The organism is Pseudomonas sp. GW822-FHT04H02 (assembly GCF_058800645.1).
Window position 1 is genome coordinate 1 of the sequence record NZ_JBXAMM010000010.1, and the last position, 17741, is coordinate 17741.

A 17741-nucleotide genomic window follows, 5' to 3' on the forward strand; every position below is an offset into this window, starting at 1 on the left:
ATTGAATCTCAAGGAGTTTTCCGTTTCGACTGCGCCGGAAGTGGGGCGAATTATAGACCTGTAGAATCTGCCGTCAAGACTTAATTTGCATTTTCTATGAATGAGCTCAAAAGAACCCTCTAAGGGTGCCTCTACAAGACTATATAGAGGCACAGGGTGCGCCTCTATATATAGAAGGGCAGCGCTACACCACTCGCGAATGCCTCAAGGCGTCCACAGCCTCGACCCGCATCCCCAAGACACGCTGCAGAACCTCTGCAGTATGTTCGCCCAATAGAGGAGGGGCGTTACGGTACTCAACGGGGGTTTGCGAAAGACGAATCGGGCTAGCCACCTGAGGCACCATCCCAGCCAACGCGTGTGGTAGCTCCAAAGCCAGGCCTCGAGCCACGACCTGTGGATCAGCAAACACCTGCGCCAGATCATTGATCGGCCCACAAGGCACCCCAGCCAGCTCCAGCTGACTCACCCACTCCGCCGTAGTCTTGAACACCGTGGCCTGGCGAATCAGCGGGATCAGCACCGCCCGATTGGCTACCCGCAGCTTGTTAGTGGCAAACCGAGGGTCGTCCGCCCACTGCGGCTGACCTGCTACCTCGGCAAACTTGCGAAACTGCCCGTCATTACCCACGGTGAGGATGAAGTCGCCATCCGCCGTCGGAAAATCCTGATAGGGCACTATATTAGGGTGCGCATTACCCAAACGCTTGGGAGCGACCCCTGTGGTCAGATAGTTCATGGCCTGGTTGGCCAGGCAAGCGACCTGCACATCCAGCAATGCCATATCGATGTGCTGACCACCGCCACCCTGATCTCGATGAGCCAGGGCCGCCAGAATCGCCACAGTGGAGTAGAGCCCGGTAAGGATGTCGGTCAAGGCCACCCCCACTTTTACCGGCCCAGCCCCCTCATCACCCTCAGGTCGCCCAGTCAGGCTCATCAGACCACCCAAGCCCTGGATCATGAAGTCATAACCCGCGCGCTTGGCATAGGGCCCGGTCTGACCAAAACCGGTGATAGAACAGTAGATCAGCCGCGGATTGACGGCCTTGAGCGACTCATAGTCCAGACCGTAAGCCGCCAGCCCACCCACCTTGAAGTTCTCGATGACGATATCCGACTTGGCAGCCAGCTCACGCACCAACTGCTGCCCCTCAGGGCGCGTGAAGTCGATGGTCACTGACTGCTTGTTACGGTTGGCCGACAGGTAATAGGCAGCCTCCGTGGTGTTCTCGCCATAGGCATCTTTAAGGAAGGGCGGCCCCCAGGCGCGTGTATCGTCACCATTACCCGGACGCTCGACCTTGATGACCTCGGCCCCCAGGTCCGCAAGGATCTGCCCGGACCAAGGCCCGGCCAGTACCCGCGATAAATCCAGTACCCGCAGATGCGATAACGCGCCCATGGTCGCTCTCCTATTAATAGAACGCCTGGATACCGGTTTGTGCACGCCCGAGAATCAGCGCATGCACGTCGTGAGTACCTTCGTAGGTGTTGACCACTTCCAGGTTCACCAGGTGACGAGCAATACCGAACTCATCGGAGATCCCGTTGCCGCCCAGCATGTCACGGGCCATGCGCGCGATATCCAGGGACTTGCCGCAGGAGTTGCGCTTCATGATCGAGGTGATTTCCACCGCCGCAGTCCCTTCATCCTTCATCCGCCCCAGGCGCAGGCAGCCCTGGAGGGCGAGGGTGATTTCGGTCTGCATGTCCGCCAGCTTCTTCTGGATCAGTTGGGTTGCCGCCAGAGGACGACCGAACTGCTGGCGATCAAGGGTGTATTGACGTGCGGTGTGCCAGCAGAACTCCGCAGCCCCCAAGGCGCCCCAGGAGATGCCGTAACGCGCCGAGTTCAAGCAGGTAAAAGGTCCTTTGAGCCCACGCACATCCGGGAAGATGTTCTCTTCCGGCACGAACACGTTGTCCATGACGATTTCGCCGGTGATCGAGGCCCGCAGGCCGACCTTGCCGTGAATCGCTGGTGCACTCAGGCCCTTCCAGCCTTTCTCCAGGACAAAACCACGAATGTCGCCGGCATCATCCTTGGCCCAAACCACGAATACATCAGCAATCGGGCTGTTGGTGATCCACATCTTGCTACCAGTCAGGCTGTAGCCACCGTCCACTTTGCGTGCACGAGTAATCATCGCACCCGGGTCAGATCCATGGTTCGGCTCGGTCAGACCAAAGCAGCCAATCCATTCGCCGGACGCCAGTTTCGGCAGGTACTTCTGCTTTTGCGCCTCGGTACCAAACTCGTTGATCGGCACCATCACCAAGGACGACTGCACACTCATCATCGAGCGGTAGCCGGAGTCCACTCGCTCCACCTCACGAGCGATCAGGCCATAGCACACATAGTTAAGGCCGCTGCCGCCGTACTGCTCAGGAATGGTAGCGCCCAACAGGCCGACTTCACCCATTTCCCGGAAGATGGCCGGGTCGGTCTTCTCATGGCGGAAAGCTTCCAGAACCCGTGGTGCCAGCTTGTCTTGAGCGAACTGCTCGGCACTGTCGCGGACCATGCGTTCTTCTTCGGTGAGTTGCTGGTCCAGCAGAAGGGGATCGATCCAGTTGAAGCTTGCTTTACCGCCCATGAGTGAATCCTCGTGAAGTAGGTCAACTATCGTGGAACAGATCCTAGGCCTACGGCGCGCCCCCAGGCAAACGAGGATTTCGCATAGCGTTGTGCTAATTTCTCACTTCGTAATGGCCTAAACCGCCTTTTACAGCATCTATTAGTGAGATTGCCGTACATGCGCAGAAAGATCCCCAGTACCACCGCCTTAATCAGCTTCGAAGCCGCGGCACGTCATGAGAGCTTTACCAAGGCAGCCCAAGAGCTTTCCCTGACCCAGGGCGCGGTCTGCCGACAGATCGCCAGCCTTGAAGAGTTCCTCGGGCTGGAACTTTTCCGGCGTTCACGACGGGGCGTCAAGCTCACTGAGGCCGGGCTGTCCTACAGCCGCCGGGTCGCCACACAACTGGACGCAGTGGAGCGCGACACACTTTCAGTGATGGGCCAGCAGGGGGCCAACGTCATCGAACTGGCGGTGGTTCCGACCTTCGGGACGCAGTGGTTATTGCCACGCCTGAAGGACTTCCAGCAGCAGCACCCCGAAGTCACGGTCAACCTGACCAACCGCACGCGCCCCTTCCTCTTTGCCGACACCCCCTTCGACGCCGCCATCTACTTTGGCGACGCCGATTGGTCGGGTACCCAGTCTCACCGGCTGATGGGCGAAAACCCGATGCCGGTGTGCAGCCCGGCAATGCTCGGCAAGCAGCAAGAGTTGAGCGCCGAGGCCATAGCCGAACTGCCCCTGCTGCAGCAGACCACGCGGCCTTATGCCTGGCGGCAATGGTTCAACTCACAGCAGCTGAATATCCCCCGCGACATGACAGGTCCGCGCTACGAGCTATTCTCCATGCTCGCCCAGGCCGCCATGCACGACATGGGTATCGCCTTGATTCCGCCCTTCCTTATCCAGCGCGAGCTGGCCGAAAAACGCTTGGTCATTGCCAACCCCCGGGCACTCTCGAGCATCAAGGCGTATTACCTGATGATTCCCGAACGCAAAGTGGAATCGGCCTCTTTACGGGCTTTTCGCGACTGGCTGGTGAACCAGGCAAACAGCTACAACCTTGAAAAATAAAGGCTCATAGCCAATAGCTGACCCCGTAGTCAAATAAATTAGAACCCTACAGATATAACTATTTGTCGCATTTTCACAGACTGTACCGACACCTTGAACAATCGTTCTACAAGCGCCTAACCACGCGGCTTGTAGGGTTTATTCAAGGGCAATGTAAGACTATTCATGTCACGGATGAGAAAAATCTTATTTTCCATAGCAAAGCCTTGAAAGGCACGGCTTACAAGGCTTTAACCTGGTACGTTGCGACATTCGGTCACGGGGTGACTTGTAGTTAATTTTCCGTCACTAGTCAGAATCCCTTGAAGGCCTCAAAGTTCGCCTGCAAAATGCCGCGCCCCGCTGTGATTTCAGCGGGATCGTGCTGATCGGCCGCCCCAGCCGCACCCTCCGAAGTGCGCTGGCCTTCTAAGAAAGATCGAAAGCAATAAGATCAAGCAGGAGATTTGACGTGCACATTGGTGTTCCTCTCGAAACCCAGACGGGTGAAACACGGGTTGCTGCAACCCCGGAAACCATCAAGAAGCTGATCGGCCAGGGTCATAAAGTCACTGTGCAAAGCGGCGCCGGCATTAACGCCAGCGTGGTCGACAGTGCCTATGAAGCGGCAGGGGCCACCATTGGCAACGCCAACGATGCCTTTGGCGCCGAGCTGATTCTCAAGGTCGTGGCGCCCAGCGACAGCGAACTGGCGCTGATCAAGAGCGGCACCGTACTGGTGGGCATGCTCAATCCGTTCAGCAATGAAACCATCGCCAAGCTGGCCGAGCGCGGGATCACCGCCTTCGCCCTGGAGGCCGCACCCCGCACCTCCCGGGCCCAGAGCCTGGACGTGCTGTCGTCCCAGGCCAACATCGCCGGCTACAAGGCCGTGCTGCTGGCTGCCCACTACTATCCGCGCTTCATGCCGATGCTGATGACCGCCGCCGGAACGGTGAAGGCTGCCCGGGTGCTGATTCTCGGCGCCGGTGTTGCCGGCCTGCAGGCCATCGCCACGGCCAAGCGCCTGGGTGCGGTGATCGAAGCTTCGGACGTGCGTCCGGCAGTGAAGGAGCAGATCGAATCCCTGGGCGCCAAATTCGTCGACGTGCCTTACGAGACTGACGAAGAGCGCGAGTGCGCCGTCGGTGTCGGCGGTTACGCGCGCCCCATGCCGGCTAGCTGGATGCAGCGCCAGGCTCAGGCCGTGCACGAACGCGCCAAACAGGCCGATATCGTCATCACCACCGCGCTGATTCCGGGCCGCAAGGCACCAACCCTGCTGAGCGCCGATACCGTGGCCCAGATGAAGCCCGGTTCGGTGGTCATCGACCTGGCAGCCGCTCAGGGCGGCAACTGCCCACTGACTGTGGCTGACCAGGTCGTAGTCGAGCACGGCGTGACCATCGTCGGCCCGACCAATCTGGCCGGGGCAGTGGCTGCCGACGCCTCGGCGCTGTACGCCCGCAACCTGCTGGACTTCCTGAAGCTTGTCTTCACCAAAGAAGGGCAGTTCGAAGTCAACCTCGAAGACGACATCGTCGCCGCGTGCCTGATGTGCCGCGACGGCCAAGTCATCCGCAAAAACGCCTAAGCAGGGATTCAGACGATGGAAGAGCTTATCTCCCCCGGTATCTACAACCTGATCATCTTCGTGCTGGCGATCTATGTCGGTTACCACGTGGTCTGGAACGTTACACCCGCACTGCACACCCCCCTGATGGCAGTGACCAACGCCATTTCCGCGATCGTCATCGTCGGCGCCATGCTGGCTGCCGCCCTGACCGTGACCCCGTTGGGCAAGACCATGGGCACCCTGGCCGTGGCCCTGGCTGCGGTCAATGTGTTCGGCGGCTTCCTGGTCACCCGTCGCATGCTGGAAATGTTCAAGAAGAAAGCGCCCAAAGCCGTGAAAGAAGAGGTGCAGAAATAATGAGCATGAACCTGGTAACAACCCTCTATCTGATCGCCTCGGTGTGCTTTATCCAGGCGCTCAAGGGCCTTTCGCACCCGACCACGTCCCGACGCGGCAACCTGTTCGGCATGCTGGGCATGGCCCTGGCGGTACTGACCACCATCGGCCTCATCTATAAGCTGGGCGCGGAACTGGCAACCGCCGGCATCGGCTACGTCATCGTTGGCCTGCTGATCGGCGGCACCGCCGGCTCGATCATGGCCAAGCGCGTCGAGATGACCAAGATGCCGGAGCTGGTGGCCTTCATGCACAGCATGATCGGCCTGGCCGCGGTGTTCATCGCCATTGCCGCCGTGGTTGAGCCGCAGTCCCTGGGCATCGTCAAGCACCTGGGCGACGCGATCCCCGCCGGTAACCGCCTTGAGCTGTTCCTTGGCGCAGCCATCGGTGCCATCACCTTCTCCGGTTCGGTGATCGCCTTCGGCAAGCTGTCGGGCAAGTACAAGTTCCGCCTGTTCCAAGGCGCACCAGTACAGTTCGCCGGGCAGCACAAGCTCAACCTGGTACTGGGCCTGGCCACCCTCGGCCTGGGCGTGACCTTCATGGTCACCGGCAACCTAGGTGCTTTTGCCCTGATGCTGGCCCTGGCCTTCGTCATGGGCGTGCTGATCATCATCCCGATCGGCGGTGCCGACATGCCAGTAGTAGTGTCGATGCTCAACAGCTACTCGGGCTGGGCGGCAGCAGGGATCGGTTTTTCCCTGAACAACTCGATGCTGATCATCGCCGGCTCCCTGGTGGGCTCCAGCGGTGCAATCCTCTCCTACATCATGTGCAAGGCGATGAACCGTTCGTTCTTCAACGTCCTGCTCGGCGGTTTCGGCAACACAGCCGATGCCGGCGGCCCGGCAGGTTCGAAGGAAGCACGCCCGGTGAAATCCGGTTCAGCCGACGATGCGACCTTCCTGCTGACCAACGCCGATACCGTGATCATTGTTCCCGGCTACGGCCTGGCGGTAGCACGCGCCCAGCACGCGCTGAAAGAGCTGACCGAGAAGCTGACCCACCGCGGCGTGACCGTGAAATACGCGATCCACCCGGTAGCGGGGCGCATGCCCGGCCACATGAACGTCTTGCTGGCCGAAGCCGAAGTGCCTTACGACCAGGTGTTTGAGATGGAAGACATCAACTCCGAGTTCGGCCAGGCCGACGTGGTGCTGGTGCTGGGCGCCAACGACGTGGTCAACCCGGCGGCGAAGAACGATCCTAAGTCGCCGATTGCCGGCATGCCGATCCTCGAGGCTTTCAAGGCCAAGACCATCATCGTCAACAAGCGCTCCATGGCCAGCGGCTATGCCGGCCTGGACAACGAACTGTTCTACCTGGACAAGACCATGATGGTCTTCGGCGACGCCAAGAAGGTCATCGAAGACATGGTCAAAGCCGTCGAATAAAGCTGCTGTAGCGCAATACCCAAAACCTCAGCCTTTAGTAGGCTGGGGTTTTTTATTTACTCCATAAAGCCGACAGAAGGCTCTAGATCAGGGCCTTTCATTCGACCTTTGTCGCGCGGTGTTTTTTTTTGAAATCACTAGACTGCGCTTCTTGCTTCCGTTGCCCGAGATAACAATCCATGTACCGTGATCGTATCCGCTTGCCTTCGTTGTTGGATAAGGTGATGAGCGCCGCTGACGCTGCCGCCCTGATTGAGGACGGCATGACCGTCGGCATGAGCGGCTTCACCCGCGCCGGTGAAGCCAAGGCCGTGCCCCATGCCCTGGCCGAACGGGCCAAGGTAACGCCACTGAAAATCAGCCTGATGACGGGCGCCAGCCTGGGCAACGACCTGGACAAGCAGCTCACCGAAGCTGGCGTGCTGGCCCGGCGCATGCCGTTCCAGGTGGACAGCACCCTGCGCAAGGCGATCAACGCCGGCGAAGTGATGTTCATCGACCAGCACCTGTCGGAAACCGTCGAACAACTTCGTAACCAGCAGCTCAAGCTGCCGGACATTGCAGTGATCGAGGCTGTCGCCATCACTGAACAGGGCCATATCGTGCCGACCACCTCGGTGGGCAACTCCGCCAGCTTCGCGATCTTCGCCAAGCAGGTGATCGTCGAGATCAACCTGGCGCACAACCCGAACCTGGAAGGCCTGCACGACATCTATATCCCGACCTATCGACCGACCCGTACACCGATTCCCCTGGTGAAGGTCGACGATCGCATCGGCAGCACGGCGATTCCGATCCCTGCGGACAAGATCGTCGCCATCGTCATCACTAATCAGTCGGATTCGCCGTCCACGGTTTCCACCCCGGACAGCGAGACCCAGGGCATCGCCAACCACCTGATCGACTTTCTCAAGCAGGAAGTGGATGCCGGGCGCATGAGCAACAAGCTCGGCCCGCTGCAGGCCGGTATCGGCAACATCGCCAACGCGGTGATGTGCGGCCTGATCGAGTCGCCATTCGAGAACCTGACCATGTACTCCGAAGTACTGCAGGACTCGACCTTCGACCTGATCGACGCCGGTAAGCTCAGCTTCGCCTCGGGCAGCTCCATCACCCTGTCGAGCCGGCGCAACGCCGACGTGTTCGGCAACCTGGAACGCTACAAGGACAAGCTGGTGCTGCGTCCGCAGGAGATCTCCAACCACCCGGAAGTGGTGCGCCGCCTGGGTATCATCGGCATCAACACCGCGCTGGAGTTCGATATCTACGGCAACGTCAACTCCACCCACGTCTGCGGCACGCGGATGATGAACGGCATCGGCGGCTCCGGCGACTTCGCCCGCAACGCACACCTGGCGATCTTCGTCACCAAGTCGATTGCCAAGGGCGGGGCGATTTCCAGCGTGGTGCCGATGGTCAGCCACGTGGACCACACCGAGCATGACGTCGACATCCTGGTGACCGAGATCGGCCTGGCGGACCTGCGCGGCCTGGCGCCGCGGGAGCGGGCCCGGGTGATCATCGACAACTGTGTGCATCCTTCCTACCGCGACGCACTGAATGACTACTTCACCAAGGCCTGCGCCCTGGGTGGTCACACGCCGCATATCCTGCGTGATGCCCTGAGCTGGCACATCAACCTGGAAGAAACCGGGAAAATGCTCGTCGAGTGATTGATACAGTTGGCAGCTGACGCAAACACAGTTTCGTCAGCTTGCCGGCCGCTCGCCAGAGACTGCCAAAAACTGTACTGCTGTACCGGTATTTTCCCCGCCTAAAACCACTTGCCTCCCATCAAAAAGCACCGAAATGCACCATAAAGGTGCTGACAGGTACAGTTGCGCCTTTTCCGAACAGTACAGCCCCTATAAACAGTTAACTGGTCCTTCACAATACAGGCGAACTGTATCTACAGAGTCTTGCGCGGGAAGAGGATCATGGGCACCAGTTAAACCACTACCTGATCCCGCCACAAGCGGAAGGATGTCAACCATGGAACGTACACTCAGTTCCGAACTGTTCTTCGAAGACAAAGCTGAAAAAACCCAGGCTTCCCTGCCTCTGCGCGTTATCGCCAACCTGATGCTGTGGCAGCGCCGCATCTCCAGCCGCCATCAACTGGCTCGCCTGGATTCGCGTCTGCTGGCCGATGCCGGGATCAGCGAAGCACAACGCTACGAAGAGCTGAGCAAGCCGTTCTGGCGCTAACTCAGCGTCGCTGGCCCTGACCCACCGGGTCCACCGCCAGCACCCCGAATTGCACACAACAAGACCCGTCGCGGGAAACCGCGACGGGTCTTGTCGTTCTGGCCGCGGAAAACGCGCTACACAGCTGAAATACAGCCCGCTTCATCGTGACAGGTACAGTTTTATAAAACATAACAATTAACCAGTACAATTTAGCTCGAGTGTATCTGTATCACCGCATCGAACCGCCGCACCATGAGGTTGCAGCCAGCTCATCGCTCGGCTGCTCATGGAGGCAAGCATCATGCACTCGTCCCCTGGCACCAACCTTCACTGCACGCTCTTCAAGCGCTGGCTCACGGCGCTCGCCAACACACGGGAGCGGGCCCGCACCCGTCACTTGCTGGCACAAATGGATGGACAACTCTCGGACAGCGGCATCAGCCACAGCGATCGGGCAGCGGAACTGCACAAACCCTTTTGGCGCTGAGGCCTGCCGCAACGCTGTGCGAATGGGGCCGCTGAGCCTAATATCTGAGGCGACGTGGCGATTTTCATTCGAACTGCGTCAGAGCAATCAGACACAGCACCTCGCAGTGGCTGCCCGGCGTCTCACTCAGCGCCCTTAAATTGTCTGTTCATTCACAGGAGTTACCCATGTCCCGTCTCCGCCTGCTCAGCGCCGCCGCCCTGCTGGCCCTGGCTGCCAATGCCCACGCCACCAGCCTGATCGTGACCACCGACGCCATTGTCGGCGCGCTCAAGGCCACCACCGACGCCACCTCCGATGCCACTTCTTCCCTGCGTGACAACAAGATTGTCCGTGCCGCCCGGGATGATGCCGCCAGTTTCGTCGCCACCGACGGCGCCATTCGCGGGGTAAAACTGGAAAGCGCATTTGCCCACATTCGCCAGCAAGCGCCTCAGTTGCAGGCCTCTGATGCACAGCTGGCCCAGGCCATCCTGGCAATCTGAAGCGTCTCGGTTTCAGGTGCCCCGGCGCACCTGAAACCCTCTGCGCTGGTCCTCCAAGGGGCATTGCGCTAGCCTTGGCGCTGGTTTTCAGCTGTCGAGACTCTTGGGTTTGTTCCGTATTTCGCTTTCCGCTCCCGTATTGATCGCCGCCTGTTGGGCCGGTTCGGTGCAGGCATTCGACCTCACCACCCAAAGCCTGGTTGTCACCGTCTATGCGACAGGCCAGGTGACCTCGGCGCCCTTCGACCATAAACTGCTGCTTGCTGCCCAGGATGACGCCGCTGCCTTCGTGGCAACCGACGGCCAACTGCGCGGCGCCCGCCTGGAGTCTGCGCTGGAATACCTGCGCCAGGACCCGGCAAAACTTCATGCCAGCGACCTTGAACTGGCGCAGGCAATTCTCGTCCAATAACCATCCCTGTTCTTCCGGAGTCGTTCCATGCGTAGCCCGCTGATTGCCGCCACCCTTGGCCTGCTGTTGTTGGCCGACGTGGCCCAGGCACACACCCTGGTGGCCACCAGTAACATCATCGTCCGCGCCTCCGGCCGCACGATCGATTTCACCTCGGACACCACCACTTCGATCCGTGACTCCAAAGTCGTGCGCGAAGCCCACGACGATGCCGCCAGCTTCGTCGCCAGCAACGGTGATATCCGCGGCGCGCAACTTGAAGCGGCGTTCAATGCCCTGCGCACGCAGCTGCCAGAAGCCCGCGACGCCAGCGACCAGGTGCTTGCCGAAGCCATCCTGGCCCTGTGAAACCACTCCTAGCCTGGCTGCTGGCCGGGACCCTGGGGCTGCTCTGCGGCACCGCCCAGGCCGACCTGCAACTGCGCCTCAAGACCGATGGCTTGAGCCCGGCGCAGCAACACGCCAGCCAGGCACTGCTGGATGAAGCGATGCAGGCGTTGCCGCCGCGTTTCATCCAGCAACTGGATCGCACCATTGATGTCGGCTGGACCGACCGAATGCCCGACAACGCCTATGGCGAGGCATCCCTGGTGTCGGAACTGGACCTCAACCGCGCCTTGCTGCCCAGCCTGACCGACGGCTCCGCCGCCACCCAGAAGACCAGCCGCCCCCATGGCACCGTGCGCCGGGAAATGCTCGCCACGGTACTCCATGAACTGACCCACATTTATGATCGCGCGCGTTTGTGGCCCGGTGCCGAGCGTAGCCTGATCCAGCGCTGCACCCGCAAGAACAGCACCTCCGGGCTGATCGGCCTGCCGGATGAGTGTCGCGGCCAGAATGACCGGCGCTTCACCCTCAGCGATGATCCACGGCTGCTGGATCTGGCCGGTTGGCCGCAATACGTCGGCCGCCGTGGCGAACGCGAGCAGCACAACCGTCAGGTCGCCCGCAGCCCGGACATCTACGAGATCACCAACCCGAAGGAATTCGTCGCGGTGAACATGGAGTACTTCCTTCTCGATCCGAGCTACGCCTGCCGCCGCCCGGCGCTGTACCGCTATTACCAGGAACATTTCGGCTGGGCGCCGGCCGCCAAGGAGAGCTGCGCCAAGTCCTTCGCCTTCCTCAACGCCGGCAACGACTTCGCCAAGACGCCCCTGGGGCAGGTGGACCCGGAGCGGGTCTACGCGGTGGACTACCTGCTGGCCGAAGCCAACCAGAACTGGGTCAGCCGCTGGGGTCACAGCATGCTGCGCCTGGTGATCTGCGCCCCGGGCCGCCCCCGCGGGCCGGATTGCCGGCTGGACCTGGACCAGCACCTGGTGCTGTCCTACCGCGCCTTCGTTGGTGACGTGCAGCTCTCCAGCTGGGACGGCCTGGTGGGCAAGTACCCTTCGCGGCTGTTTGTCCTGCCGCTGTCCCAGGTCATCGACGAGTACACCAAGACCGAGCTGCGCAGCCTGGCCTCGGTACCGTTGAAGCTGTCACGCAGCGAGATCGAGGAAGTGGTGGAGCACGCCGCCGAGATGCATTGGAGCTACGACGGCAACTACTACTTCCTGTCCAACAACTGCGCAGTGGAAAGCCTCAAGCTGCTGCGCAGCGGCAGCAACAACAAGCAACTGATCGGCCTCGACAGCATCATGCCCAACGGCTTGCTGGAGGTGCTCAAGGGCAGGGGGCTGGCGGACACCAGCGTGCTCGACGACCCGCGCGAGGCGCTGCGCCTGGGGTATCGCTTCGACTCCTTCCGCGACCGCTACCAGGCGATGTTCGAGGTGATCAAGAAGCGCCTGCCGATCAAGCAGGCCAGCGTCGAAGACTGGCTGTCGCTGAGCGCCGAGGAACGCCGGCACTGGTTCGACCAGGCCGACCTGCGCACCAGCGCCGCCTTGCTGCTGCTGGAGCAGGCCAGTTATCGCCGGCAACTGCTGCTGGCTCAGGACGAGGTCAAGCAGCGCTACCTGGGGGCTCGCGAGCTGAAAAATGGTGGTATGGAGCAGGCCAACAAGACCCTGCAGCAGATCCTCGCCAACAGCGGCTTCCTCAGCCGCCCGGCAGAATTGCTGGGCAGCGGCGGCTACGGCCTGCCTCAGCCCGCTGAATGGCAACGCCTGGAGTCCGAGAGCAGCCAGCGGCAGAAGCAACTGCAATCCTTGACCGGTGACCTGGACAAGGAAGTGCGAGCACTGCTGGAACCGGCCCGAGCGGCGGAAATTGCCGCCAACGAGGCCAACCTGAAGCTGGTGGGCGAGCATCTGCGGACGCTGCACAAGGCGGCAGGCGGGTTGGAACTGCCGTAGCGCTGCCAAGCCCGCGAGGCTGCGAAAAGGACCGAAGGGCCTTGCTGGGCGGCCTTGAGAGCCTCGCGACCGCTGCGCGCTCGTGCGCAGCCTGCGGCAGCGGCTACAGGGTTTCCTGCGGTTCTTGCGGCAGGTGCTCGTCCAGATGCACCCAGGGCAGGCGGCTGTCGGTCCAGATATGCCGGTCTGCAGGCGCCCGTTCCGGGTGATCCAGGGTGGCGATGGTGACATCGATGCTGTCTGGGCTCAGGTGGGTGATCAGCGCCAAATGAGCACCACAGTTGCCGCAGAAATAGCGCGCACAACTTCCAGATGAGTCGTACCGGGCGGGAACGCCTTCCAGCCATTCGAAAGCCGAGGCGGGCAGGGTGATCCAGGTGGTCACCAGACCGCCACTGACCCGGCGGCAGATCGAGCAATGGCAGTGGGCGATGTCCCGCAACGGGCCGCTGAACTGGTAACGCAGCCGCCCGCAGTGGCAGCCTCCGGTGTGCAACTCTCTCATGTGCATGTCTCCCTGGCGCCGATAGCCATCACTTTATGCCGCTGGTCGCCTGCTGCAACATCCGTTCGTTCCTTTCAGCGACGAAAGCTGGCTGAAAGCTTCCCCCATTAGGATCGCCTCCACTACCGGCAACAGACCGGTTGGCCACAGCGGGCGTTTCTCGCGCTCCCGGCCCTATTAACAACAACAATGGTGATTCTGATGTCCGCTCCTACCCGCCTGTTTGCTGCAACTCCTCCCGTACGCCTCGTGCTTGCCGTCCTGCGCTGATCCCACCCGGTTCGCCATTCCCTAGCCGCGCTACGCCTGGAGTAATCCCATGCTGACTTTCCTTGGCTTTGCCATGGTCATCACCTTCATGTTCCTGATCATGACCAAGCGCCTGTCGGCGCTGATCGCCCTGATCATCGTGCCCATCCTGTTCGCGCTGTTCGGTGGCTTTGCGCCGAAGATCGGCCCGATGATGCTCGAAGGCATCACCAAGCTCGCGCCCACCGGCGTGATGCTGATGTTCGCCATTCTGTATTTCGCCCTGATGATCGACTCCGGCCTGTTCGACCCGGCCGTGCGCAAGATCCTCAAGCTGGTCAAGGGCGACCCGCTGAAGGTCTCGGTGGGCACTGCGGTACTGGCCCTGGTGGTGTCCCTGGACGGTGACGGCGCCACCACCTACATGATCTGCGTGGCCGCCATGCTGCCGCTGTACAGCCGCATCGGCATGAGCCCGCGAATCATGGCCGGCCTGATCATCCTCGCCGGCGGGGTGATGAACATGACCCCCTGGGGCGGCCCGACCGCCCGCGCGGCCAGCGCCCTGCACGTGGACCCGTCGGACATCTTCGTGCCCATGATCCCAGCCATGCTGGCCGGCGTGGTGGCGATCCTGGCGATCGCCTACATGTACGGCAAGCGGGAAAGGGCGCGCCTGGGTGAACTGCACCTGGCGGGCGACGAGATCGACCACAGCGAGATCAGCGTGTCGCAGTACCCCGACGCTCGTCGTCCGAAGCTGATCTGGTTCAACGGCGCCCTGACCTTCGCCCTGATGTGCGCGCTGATCGCCGGGCTGCTGCCGTTGCCGGTGCTGTTCATGGTGGCCTTCAGTATCGCCATGATCGTCAACTATCCCTGCCTGCAGCAGCAGAAGGATCGGGTCGCGGCCCACGCCGGCAGCGTGCTGGCGGTGGTCGGGCTGATCTTCGCGGCGGGCATCTTCACCGGCATCCTGTCCGGCACCGGCATGGTGGATGCCATGTCCAAGAGCCTGCTGGCGGTGATCCCGGAAGCCCTGGGGCCGTACCTGGCGGTGATTACCGCGCTGGTGAGCATGCCGTTCACCTTCTTCATGTCCAACGATGCCTTCTACTACGGCGTGCTGCCGGTGCTGGCCGAAGCCGCCAGCCACTACGGCATCACCGCGGTGGAAATGGCCCGTGCGTCGATCGTCGGCCAACCCGTGCACTTGCTCAGCCCGCTGGTACCCTCGACCTACCTGTTGGTGGCCCTGGCCGGTATCGAGTTCGGCGATCACCAGCGCTTCACCCTCAAGTGGGCAGTGCTGGTCTGCCTGTGCATAATGTTCGCCGCTTTGCTGATGGGGATTTTTCCGCTGTTCAGCACTCTATAAAAGCAATGCTTCTACGCCCGGGCCGGCCTCACGGCCCGGGCTATAACACTCGCTCAAAGGAATACACATGGAATGGCTGACCAACCCGGAAATCTGGGTTGCCTTCTTTACCCTGACTGCCCTGGAGATCGTCCTGGGCATCGACAACATCATCATGATCTCGATCCTGGTCAGCCGCATGCCCAAGCACATGCAGGCGCGCACGCGAATCTTCGGTCTGGCGCTGGCGATGGTCACGCGCATTCTGTTGCTGCTGTCGATCACCTGGGTCATGCGCCTCACGGCCGACCTGTTCGTGGTCTTCGGCCAGGGCATTTCCGGGCGTGACCTGATCCTGTTCTTCGGTGGCCTGTTCCTGCTGTGGAAAAGCTCCCAGGAGATGTACCACGCCCTGGAAGGCGAGGACGAAACCATTGATGAGCCCAAGGGCAAGGGCGGCAACTTCCTCTACACCATCATCCAGATCGCCATTATCGACATCGTCTTCTCCCTGGACTCGGTGATCACCGCCGTGGGCATGGTTTCCCATGTGCCGGTCATGGTGGCGGCCATCATCGTCGCGGTGCTGGTGATGATGCTGGCGGCCGGGACCATCAGCGAATTCATCGACAAGCACCCGTCGCTGAAAATGCTCGCGCTGTCCTTCCTGCTGGTGGTGGGTACTGTCCTGATCGCCGAAGCCTTCGAAGTGCACGTGCCAAAAGGCTACGTCTACTTCGCCATGGCCTTCTCACTGGCGGTGGAAGCCATCAACATCAAGATGCGCACCGCCATCGCGAAAAAGAAAAAACAGCAGGACCCGGTGAAACTGCGCAAGGACGTTCCTGGTCAATAATCCGGGAATGCGCTGAATGGAAAAGGGGCTCTCGAGCCCCTTTTCTGCGTCTGCAGGAAGCTATTTTCATGACAGTTTTGTTTCAATCGCCGGTTTGGCTATGCGATGCTGGCGCCTCGTGCGTTAGCCAACTACAGCTTAAGTACATAACGTAGAACGTCGCGCAACAACGTCCACTCGCCCCGCTTGGGGCACTTCACCCCAGGGGGGGCCTCTATGCTGACCCTGCTCAATCTGCTTTCCGCCGTGGCCCTGCTGATCTGGGGTACGCATATCGTCCGTACCGGCATCCTGCGGGTCTACGGCTCCAACCTGCGCCACGTGATCGGCCAGAACATGGCCAGGCGACCACTGGCGTTCATTGCCGGGATCCTGGTCACGGCCATGGTCCAGAGCAGCAACGCCACGGCGATGCTGGTGACGTCCTTTGTCGGCCAGGGCCTGATGGCGCTGACCCCGGCGCTGGCCACCATGCTCGGCGCCGACGTCGGTACCGCGCTGATGGCCCGGGTACTGACCTTCGACCTGTCCTGGCTGTCGCCGCTGCTGATCTTCCTCGGGGTGATCTTCTTTCTCTCGCGCAAGCAGACCCGCGCCGGCCAGCTGGGCCGGGTCGGCATCGGCCTGGGGCTGATCATCCTGGCCCTGCAACTGATCGTCGAAGCCGCGGCCCCCATCACCCATGCCCAGGGCGTGAAGGTCCTGTTCGCCTCGCTGACCGGCGATATTCTCCTGGATGCACTGATGGGTGCGGTGTTCGCCATGGTGTCCTATTCCAGCCTGGCGGCGGTGCTGCTCACCGCGACCCTGGCCGGCGCCGGGGTCATTAGCCTGCCGGTGGCCATCGGCCTGGTGATCGGCGCCAACATCGGCAGCGGGGTACTGGCCTTCCTCAGCACCAGCATGCAGAACGCCGCCGGGCGCCAGGTCGCGCTGGGCAGCCTGCTGTACAAGCTCATCGGCCTGCTGCTGATCATCCCGGTGCTCGACCCACTGGCCCACTGGATGGACAGCCTGGACTTCAGCCCCCAGGAAGTGGTGATCGGCTTCCACCTGCTGTACAACACCGCCCGCTGCCTGTTGCTGCTGCCCACTGTCGCCCCCATGGCCCGGCTCTGCGCCTGGCTGCTGCCGGAGCGCCCCCAGGAAAACGGCCGCGCTCGCCCGCGGCACCTGGACCCTACCGCCCTGGCCACGCCGAGCCTGGCCCTGGCCAACGCCGCCCGCGAAACCCTGCGCATCGGTGACCTGATCGACAGCATGCTGGAGGCGATGCGCGACGCGCTGCAGGGCAAGCAGACAGCCATCACCCAGGAACTGCGCGCCCTCAGCGACGACGTCGAAGCGCTGTACAGCGCCATCAAGCTGTACCTGGCGCAGATGCCCCGGGAAGACCTCAGCGACCAGGACAGCCGGCGCTGGGCCGAAATCATCGAACTGGCGTTCAACCTCAAGCTGGCCAGCGATCTGATCGAGCGCATGCTGCGCAAGGTCCAGCAGCAGAAGACCTCCCAGCGCCGCTCCTTCTCCGAGGTTGGCCTGGAAGAGTTGACCGGGCTGCACGCGCAACTGATCGCCAACCTGCGCCTGGGGCTCTCGGTGTTCCTGAGCGCCGACCCCGAAAGCGCGCGCCAGCTGCTGCGGGAAAAACGCCGTTTCCGCGCCCAGGAGCGGCGCCTGGCCCACGCCCACGTCAGCCGCTTGCAACGCAAGATCGTCCAGAGCATCGAGACCAGTTCCCTGCACCTGGAGCTGATCGCCGACATGAAGCGCCTCAACTCCCTGTTCTGCAGCAGTGCCTACGTGGTTCTGGAAACCTCGGACACCGGCGCGCTGGAGGTCGAAGAGATGGCTGACATCACTCATTCACCCTGAACGTCCACAGTC

Annotated in this window: 17 protein-coding genes; 14 read left to right on the top strand and 3 right to left on the bottom strand. The window is 61.5% G+C overall.

Annotated features, from left to right (window positions below; all coding sequences use genetic code 11):
• Nucleotides 1-184: 184 nt before the first annotated feature.
• Both AC1RMG_RS30875 and AC1RMG_RS30880 read right to left on the bottom strand, forming a co-directional pair.
• A complete protein-coding gene (locus tag AC1RMG_RS30875; RefSeq protein ID WP_410037194.1) occupies nt 185-1405 on the bottom strand; it encodes a CaiB/BaiF CoA transferase family protein in 1221 nt (406 codons plus the stop codon).
• Between the two features lie 13 nt (nt 1406-1418).
• A complete protein-coding gene (locus AC1RMG_RS30880; protein ID WP_011058503.1) occupies nt 1419-2600 on the bottom strand; it encodes an acyl-CoA dehydrogenase in 1182 nt (393 codons plus the stop codon).
• A gap of 159 nt (nt 2601-2759) precedes the next feature.
• On the opposite strand from AC1RMG_RS30880, the gene AC1RMG_RS30885 reads away from it, so the two are divergent.
• From AC1RMG_RS30885 to AC1RMG_RS30935, 11 genes are all read left to right on the top strand, one after another.
• Nucleotides 2760-3659 carry a LysR family transcriptional regulator gene (locus AC1RMG_RS30885; protein ID WP_123472550.1) on the top strand — a complete coding sequence of 300 codons (900 nt, stop codon included), beginning with the start codon at nt 2760-2762 and terminating at the stop codon, nt 3657-3659.
• Between the two features lie 451 nt (nt 3660-4110).
• Nucleotides 4111-5232, top strand: a complete 1122-nt coding sequence (locus AC1RMG_RS30890) for a Re/Si-specific NAD(P)(+) transhydrogenase subunit alpha (protein WP_011058501.1) — start codon at nt 4111-4113, stop codon at nt 5230-5232.
• A 15-nt stretch (nt 5233-5247) separates the two neighbouring features.
• Nucleotides 5248-5571, top strand: a complete 324-nt coding sequence (locus tag AC1RMG_RS30895; protein ID WP_005783507.1) for an NAD(P) transhydrogenase subunit alpha part 2 — start codon at nt 5248-5250, stop codon at nt 5569-5571.
• The gene (locus tag AC1RMG_RS30900; RefSeq protein ID WP_103407858.1) at nt 5571-7007 is read left to right on the top strand and encodes an NAD(P)(+) transhydrogenase (Re/Si-specific) subunit beta; all 1437 of its coding nucleotides are present in this window, start codon (nt 5571-5573) and stop codon (nt 7005-7007) included. The genes AC1RMG_RS30895 and AC1RMG_RS30900 overlap by 1 nt, the downstream gene beginning before the upstream one ends.
• Before the next feature lie 179 nt (nt 7008-7186).
• Nucleotides 7187-8680, top strand: a complete 1494-nt coding sequence (gene scpC, locus AC1RMG_RS30905) for a succinyl-CoA:acetate CoA-transferase ScpC (protein ID WP_011058499.1) — start codon at nt 7187-7189, stop codon at nt 8678-8680.
• 319 nt (nt 8681-8999) lie between these two features.
• The gene (locus tag AC1RMG_RS30910) at nt 9000-9215 is read left to right on the top strand and encodes a DUF1127 domain-containing protein (protein WP_011058498.1); all 216 of its coding nucleotides are present in this window, start codon (nt 9000-9002) and stop codon (nt 9213-9215) included.
• A 268-nt stretch (nt 9216-9483) separates the two neighbouring features.
• Nucleotides 9484-9684, top strand: coding sequence for a DUF1127 domain-containing protein (locus tag AC1RMG_RS30915; protein WP_493170962.1), 201 nt, complete (start codon nt 9484-9486; stop codon nt 9682-9684).
• 167 nt (nt 9685-9851) lie between these two features.
• Nucleotides 9852-10169, top strand: coding sequence for a DUF2388 domain-containing protein (locus tag AC1RMG_RS30920; protein ID WP_011058497.1), 318 nt, complete (start codon nt 9852-9854; stop codon nt 10167-10169).
• Nucleotides 10170-10272: 103 nt separating this feature from the next.
• Complete coding sequence (locus AC1RMG_RS30925) at nt 10273-10581, top strand: DUF2388 domain-containing protein (protein WP_011058496.1); 309 nt, start codon at nt 10273-10275, stop codon at nt 10579-10581.
• Nucleotides 10582-10608: 27 nt separating this feature from the next.
• On the top strand, nt 10609-10929 hold the full coding sequence (locus AC1RMG_RS30930) for a DUF2388 domain-containing protein (RefSeq protein ID WP_011058495.1): 321 nt from the start codon (nt 10609-10611) through the stop codon (nt 10927-10929).
• Nucleotides 10926-12887 (top strand): DUF7844 domain-containing protein, encoded by a 1962-nt coding sequence (locus AC1RMG_RS30935; protein ID WP_493170964.1) that lies wholly within the window; start codon nt 10926-10928, stop codon nt 12885-12887. The genes AC1RMG_RS30930 and AC1RMG_RS30935 overlap by 4 nt, the downstream gene beginning before the upstream one ends.
• A gap of 103 nt (nt 12888-12990) precedes the next feature.
• Here the strand turns inward: AC1RMG_RS30935 and AC1RMG_RS30940 are convergent, their stop codons facing one another.
• On the bottom strand, nt 12991-13392 hold the full coding sequence (locus tag AC1RMG_RS30940; RefSeq protein WP_210482910.1) for a GFA family protein: 402 nt from the start codon (nt 13390-13392) through the stop codon (nt 12991-12993).
• A gap of 319 nt (nt 13393-13711) precedes the next feature.
• Here AC1RMG_RS30940 and AC1RMG_RS30945 point away from each other — a divergent pair, with 319 nt between their 5' ends.
• From AC1RMG_RS30945 to AC1RMG_RS30955, 3 genes are all read left to right on the top strand, one after another.
• Nucleotides 13712-15019, top strand: a complete 1308-nt coding sequence (locus AC1RMG_RS30945) for a CitMHS family transporter (protein ID WP_015633664.1) — start codon at nt 13712-13714, stop codon at nt 15017-15019.
• Between the two features lie 67 nt (nt 15020-15086).
• The gene (locus AC1RMG_RS30950; protein ID WP_011058491.1) at nt 15087-15854 is read left to right on the top strand and encodes a TerC family protein; all 768 of its coding nucleotides are present in this window, start codon (nt 15087-15089) and stop codon (nt 15852-15854) included.
• A gap of 216 nt (nt 15855-16070) precedes the next feature.
• On the top strand, nt 16071-17729 hold the full coding sequence (locus AC1RMG_RS30955) for a Na/Pi cotransporter family protein (RefSeq protein WP_493170966.1): 1659 nt from the start codon (nt 16071-16073) through the stop codon (nt 17727-17729).
• The last annotated feature ends 12 nt before the right edge of the window (nt 17730-17741 follow it).

Excerpts from the sequence above, each read along its gene's own strand:
- AC1RMG_RS30875 (WP_410037194.1), bottom strand. The coding sequence starts at position 1,405 with ATGGGCGCGTTATCGCATCTGCGGGTACTGGATTTATCGCGGGTACTG.
- AC1RMG_RS30880 (WP_011058503.1), bottom strand. The coding sequence starts at position 2,600 with ATGGGCGGTAAAGCAAGCTTCAACTGGATCGATCCCCTTCTGCTGGAC.
- AC1RMG_RS30885 (WP_123472550.1), top strand. The coding sequence starts at position 2,760 with ATGCGCAGAAAGATCCCCAGTACCACCGCCTTAATCAGCTTCGAAGCC.
- AC1RMG_RS30895 (WP_005783507.1), top strand. The coding sequence starts at position 5,248 with ATGGAAGAGCTTATCTCCCCCGGTATCTACAACCTGATCATCTTCGTG.
- AC1RMG_RS30900 (WP_103407858.1), top strand. The coding sequence starts at position 5,571 with ATGAGCATGAACCTGGTAACAACCCTCTATCTGATCGCCTCGGTGTGC.
- scpC (WP_011058499.1), top strand. The coding sequence starts at position 7,187 with ATGTACCGTGATCGTATCCGCTTGCCTTCGTTGTTGGATAAGGTGATG.
- AC1RMG_RS30910 (WP_011058498.1), top strand. The coding sequence starts at position 9,000 with ATGGAACGTACACTCAGTTCCGAACTGTTCTTCGAAGACAAAGCTGAA.
- AC1RMG_RS30915 (WP_493170962.1), top strand. The coding sequence starts at position 9,484 with ATGGAGGCAAGCATCATGCACTCGTCCCCTGGCACCAACCTTCACTGC.
- AC1RMG_RS30920 (WP_011058497.1), top strand. The coding sequence starts at position 9,852 with ATGTCCCGTCTCCGCCTGCTCAGCGCCGCCGCCCTGCTGGCCCTGGCT.
- AC1RMG_RS30930 (WP_011058495.1), top strand. The coding sequence starts at position 10,609 with ATGCGTAGCCCGCTGATTGCCGCCACCCTTGGCCTGCTGTTGTTGGCC.
- AC1RMG_RS30940 (WP_210482910.1), bottom strand. The coding sequence starts at position 13,392 with ATGAGAGAGTTGCACACCGGAGGCTGCCACTGCGGGCGGCTGCGTTAC.
- AC1RMG_RS30945 (WP_015633664.1), top strand. The coding sequence starts at position 13,712 with ATGCTGACTTTCCTTGGCTTTGCCATGGTCATCACCTTCATGTTCCTG.
- AC1RMG_RS30950 (WP_011058491.1), top strand. The coding sequence starts at position 15,087 with ATGGAATGGCTGACCAACCCGGAAATCTGGGTTGCCTTCTTTACCCTG.
- AC1RMG_RS30955 (WP_493170966.1), top strand. The coding sequence starts at position 16,071 with ATGCTGACCCTGCTCAATCTGCTTTCCGCCGTGGCCCTGCTGATCTGG.